The organism is Photobacterium sp. OFAV2-7 (assembly GCF_022347985.1).
Classification (GTDB): Bacteria; Pseudomonadota; Gammaproteobacteria; order Enterobacterales; family Vibrionaceae; genus Photobacterium.
Genome location: NZ_JAKRFQ010000361.1, coordinates 1 through 4,834, shown reverse-complemented (window position 1 = coordinate 4,834; position 4,834 = coordinate 1). Strand labels below are relative to the sequence as shown.

At 41.8% G+C, this 4,834-nt stretch carries 4 protein-coding genes; 3 read left to right on the top strand and 1 reads right to left on the bottom strand.

Translation table 11 applies throughout. The features are described from left to right. Positions 1-161: 161 nt before the first annotated feature. Genes MHN01_RS16735 through MHN01_RS16725 form a run of 3 tightly spaced genes read left to right on the top strand, consistent with a single transcriptional unit; the run spans position 162 to position 2,537 of the window. A complete protein-coding gene (locus MHN01_RS16735) occupies positions 162-776 on the top strand; it encodes a BMC domain-containing protein (protein WP_239412383.1) in 615 nt (204 codons plus the stop codon). Next, a complete protein-coding gene (locus MHN01_RS16730; protein ID WP_239412382.1) occupies positions 766-2,229 on the top strand; it encodes an acetaldehyde dehydrogenase (acetylating) in 1,464 nt (487 codons plus the stop codon). The genes MHN01_RS16735 and MHN01_RS16730 overlap by 11 nt, the downstream gene beginning before the upstream one ends. A 32-nt stretch (positions 2,230-2,261) precedes the next feature. Then, positions 2,262-2,537 carry a BMC domain-containing protein gene (locus MHN01_RS16725; RefSeq protein ID WP_075765454.1) on the top strand — a complete coding sequence of 92 codons (276 nt, stop codon included), beginning with the start codon at positions 2,262-2,264 and terminating at the stop codon, positions 2,535-2,537. A 425-nt stretch (positions 2,538-2,962) separates the two neighbouring features. On the opposite strand, the gene MHN01_RS16720 is transcribed toward MHN01_RS16725, so the two are convergent. After that, on the bottom strand, positions 2,963-4,834 hold a 1,872-nt coding region (locus tag MHN01_RS16720; RefSeq protein ID WP_239412381.1), incomplete at its 5' end, for a methyl-accepting chemotaxis protein.

Sequence of the window (4,834 nt, the reverse complement as noted above, 5' to 3'; positions counted from 1 at the left end):
GGGGTGCATAAATATGCTCAACTGGGTCGTAAATACGCTTTCGATGATTATTCTAGGTTTACACAAGAAGAATTAGTAAAAGTAGAGAGCTATTTGAAAGAGAGGGCTATCCCTGTGTCGATTATCGCTCACTAATTATTATGTAAGCCTTAAAGGAAAGTATGATGAATGCTATCGGAATGATTGAAACAAAAGGATTATTAGCAGCAGTTGAAGGTGCTGACTCTATGCTCAAATCTGCTGATGTCTCTTTGATAAATAAGAGTTCTGCTACTGGTGGTCTGATAACGATTACGGTGACAGGAGAAGTCTCTGCTGTGCAAACGGCAGTCGAGGTCGCGGCAGATGCAATTTGCCGTCTTGGTCAGAACTTATTGATTTCAAAGCACGTTATTGCGAGACCAAGCTCAACGTTAGAAACGATCATTCCGATTATTCCGTCAGTAACACAGAAAGAAAATGTAGAAGATAGTGAACAAGAAGATGTTGAACAAAAGTCTTCATCTGCAGCGGAAACACAGGATGATGCTGAGCAATCTATTGCGGAAAAAATAGATGCAACTGACGATGCGCCTGAACTTGAATCTGTCGTAGAAACGCCGCCTATTTATAATGAGCCTAAATTACAAAGGATGAAGCTAGCTAATTTGCGAAAGATAGTTGGCGAGCTGCCTGAAACAAATATAAAAGTAGATTTAAAAAAGGCGACTAAAAAAGTACTAATTAAGGTTATCTGTGATAGCCAAAATAAAAAGGGCATAAATAATGGTAGATAAAGATCTATTATCAATTCAAGAGGCGAGAGCTTTAGTTCACTCCGCTCGCTCCGCTCAAAATGAATTTGCTCAGCTAAGCCAGGAGCGTGTAGATAGTATTGTTAAAGCCATTGCTGAAGCAGCGACTAAACAGGCGACCGAACTCGCTCAACTGGCTGTAGAGGAAACCGGGTTTGGTAAGGTAGAAGATAAAACCACTAAAAACCGATTGGCGAGTGAAAAACTGTACCAAGCTATTAAGGATGTGAAAACTATCGGGGTGATTAACAACGATATCGCTAAGAAAATCATCGAAATCGCTGTCCCTACCGGTGTTATCGCGGGCATTGTTCCTTCTACCAACCCGACTTCTACAACTATTTATAAGTCCCTGATTTCCCTAAAGTCAGGTAATGCCATCGTATTTACACCACACCCGAGTGCAAGCAAATGTATTGGGAAAACCGTCACTCTTATCCGTGAGACTCTTCGTTCTTGTGGCGTAAGCGAAGACATGGTTAGCGTCATGAATATCCCAACGATTGAAGGCAGCGGTGAGCTGATGCGAAAAGTGGACCTTATTCTGGCAACCGGTGGCCCAGGTATGGTGAAAGCTGCATACAGCTCGGGGACTCCGGCTCTTGGAGTGGGTGCTGGTAATGTTCCTGTTTATATCGAGCGCACAGCGGATATCAATGACGCTGTGACCAAAATAATGGCGAGTAAGACTTTTGACAACGGGACAATTTGTGCCTCTGAACAAGCCATTATTACCGATAAGGTGATTGATGCTCAGGTGAGAGCAACGCTTAAAGCGCAAGGCGGATATTTCCTTCAAGGCTCAGAGATTGATAACGTGAAGAGAGTCATGGAACGCCCTAATGGCTCTATGAACCCCGCTATTGTAGGCAGAGACGCGAAGTATATTGCTGACTTAGCCGGAATTACGGTGCCATCAGATACTCGACTTCTTATCGGAGAAGAGTCTGGTGTTGGCCCTGCATACCCGTTCTCGAAAGAGAAGCTGACCGCTTTAATCGGCTACTACACGGTAGAAGATTGGAATGAAGCCTGTGAACTGTCGATTAAACTGCTTCATAACGGGGGTGTAGGTCACTCTTTAGCTATCCATTCTAAGGACGAGTCTGTTATCTGTGCGTTTGGCCTCAAAAAGCCGGTATCACGCATGTTGGTCAATACACCTTCGACTCACGGGGCTGTTGGCCTATCTACGAACCTGTTCCCGTCGTTTACATTGGGCTGTGGCGCGATAGGCGGAAGTTCTACTTCTGACAACGTTACACCAGAGCACCTTTTTGATATTCGTCGTGTAGCTTATGATACGGAGGAACTATCCCTATCCTATAGTAACAATGCACCCACTAATGATACTGACGTAACATCTACAGAAGGGTCAGTAGATGTAGATATGATCACTAAAATGATCATTAACGAACTAAAAAAAATGTCTTAATATCAACTAATTAAACAAAAAGTGAGAATAACATGTCTTTAAATGCCCTAGGAATGGTTGAAACTAAAGGTTTGGTTGGCGCGATAGAAGCTGCTGATGCTATGGTAAAAGCTGCAAACGTCGAACTTGTTGGACGTGAACAAGTTGGCAGCGGTTTAGTTACTGTTATGGTGCGTGGTGATGTTGGCGCTGTAAAAGCAGCAACAGATGCAGGCGCAATTGCTGCTAAAAATGTAGGTGAACTTGTAAGTATTCATGTTATCCCTCGTCCACATAGCGAAGTAGAAACAATCCTACCTAAAGCTTAATTTTTCTTGATTACCACCCCGAGCCTCAGCCAGTCTAAGTAAACGCTGGGGCATCGGCGCTGTACGGATACTTGCATAAATTAGCTCTTCCAGCAGGTTTTCGAGATCAAACCGCCAATTAAACTGCCGCTTTATTCGAATAAACTCGTTCAAACATTTCTGCCCCAAAGTTTGCCAGCATTTTTTTAACCGATTAATTCCCCCCTTGACTCATCGGCATGGACTGAAGGAGAACAAACGAGTGTGTGCTGAAAGAAAACTCCTGATTAATTCAAAATCGGTATTTCTAATAGTGCAGGAGGAGGTTGGAAATACCCATATTATTAGGTGTTTTTGCCTGACGAACCGGAGTGTTGACCTAAAATAAAGCCTCAACTTCCGTCAAGGCTTTGATATATAAATAATAGTACGGGTAGTTTACTTCATCACAGTTTAAAACGTCCCACAATAGCTGAAAGCTGTTTATTTAAATTGGCAATATCATCAGCCTCTTGAAGAGCGCTCTTACCATTCTCTTCTAATTCACGAACGATATTGTTTATTTCTGTCATGTTCCGAGTCAGTTCTTGAGTTACGCAGCTTTGTTCTTCAGCGGCAGTTGCGATCTGCGAGCTTAAATCATGAATATCATTCACGAAATCGCTCATAGAACCTAAGCTTTCTTCGACCTCACTCGAGCTAGAAATCGTATCTTGACAACGAGATTTTGTGTTATCCATTGATTTTACGACAACTTGAGTGCCTTGAACTAGAGACTCTAGCGCGGATTCGACCTCTTCTGTACTGTCTTTAGTACGGCTTGCCAAGCTACGTACTTCGTCAGCAACAACCGCAAAACCTCTCCCTTGTTCGCCTGCGCGCGCCGCTTCAATTGCAGCATTTAAAGCTAACAGGTTTGTTTGTTCAGCAATGCTATTTATTACCTCTAAAATGCCATTAATGTTTTCTGTTTTTTCACTCATTTGAGCAACATTGTCAACGGCACTATCAACATCAGTGATAAGGTCAGAAATAGTTTTCTTTGATTGTTCGGCAATAATACGTGAAGTACTACCAACCTCATTGGCTCTTTGCGTAATTTCAGCAGTATTAGACGCATCTGTTGCCATCGCATCCGCTGTTGAATTCATTTCTTCGATTGCAGTAACGACTTGCTCAGTTTCAGCTAAATGTGAATTTAAATTCTCATCATTTTTTTTCGATTGCTCTCGCATGCGCTCAGTATGAGATTGCAACTCTACCGTTGTACTTTTTATCTCCTGCATCATAGCTTGCAGATTTTCAATGAATTGATTAATACCTTGAGATATTTGCCCCAAATCGTCATCAGTACGAACTTCAATACGCTGAGTGAGATCGCCATTACCACTGGATAAGTCAAGAATTGTCTGTTTCAAGGCGATGATGGGGCGATAAAGTATATTTAGGATACCAAAAGTAAGTAGCATGCTGATGATAACTGCTAGAGATGTGATAACTATTGCTGAAGTAGCTGAAGCATCCAATTTAGCAAACGCAACCGATTCATTTATACCAATACAAAAATACCAATTTTTATCTCCAGCCCTTATTCTCTGAGAGAAAAATATCTTCTCTTCCCCATTAACGTGGTAGGTCTCCGTTGTACTCTCTTGATCCACCGCTTTATTAGCCAACGTTGAAAACCACTGGTAAGAGGTCGCTTTCTTCCCTAGTTCCAAATCTGGTGACGAACTTGCCAAGACAGTCGTGTCGCTATTTAAAATGACAGCCGTGGTACCCGGAAGATTATTGGCCCTTTTGACGATTTCATTTAGAAACCCCAACTCCATATCCGTGGAAAAAGCACCATTCTTAATTTTTTCAATAATAGTTATCCAATACGTACTTCCATATAGGTAAGGCTCCGAGACAGTAACCCCTGGCGCTTGGCGTCCTTCTATATACCAGCTTAATTTTCTAACATCACCTGTATACAAGTGATCAGGATAATCTTCTGCCTCAACATTCCAATACGATCGACCATCTTCAAAGGAAATCGCGGCACTCCCAGTATTAAAGGTTGCAGCTAAAATTTTGGCTTGTTGAATAATTTCATCACTACTACCTTGAAAGTCTTGATTTTTATACAATTTGGCGAGCCCACTCAGCCCATTCACTTTTTCATTAATAAGACTTTCGATAGCAAGACTTTGCCCCTTAACATAGTCTTGACCATTCTTAATAATATCATTGGTTAAGCCCTGTTTCTCTTGCAAAAAAAGTACATAGCTAGAAATAGAAACGGACAATCCAACTAGAAGAACAACTGATAAAAT

Excerpts from the sequence above, each read along its gene's own strand:
- MHN01_RS16730 (WP_239412382.1), top strand. The coding sequence starts at position 766 with ATGGTAGATAAAGATCTATTATCAATTCAAGAGGCGAGAGCTTTAGTT.
- MHN01_RS16725 (WP_075765454.1), top strand. The coding sequence starts at position 2,262 with ATGTCTTTAAATGCCCTAGGAATGGTTGAAACTAAAGGTTTGGTTGGC.
- MHN01_RS16735 (WP_239412383.1), top strand. The coding sequence starts at position 162 with ATGATGAATGCTATCGGAATGATTGAAACAAAAGGATTATTAGCAGCA.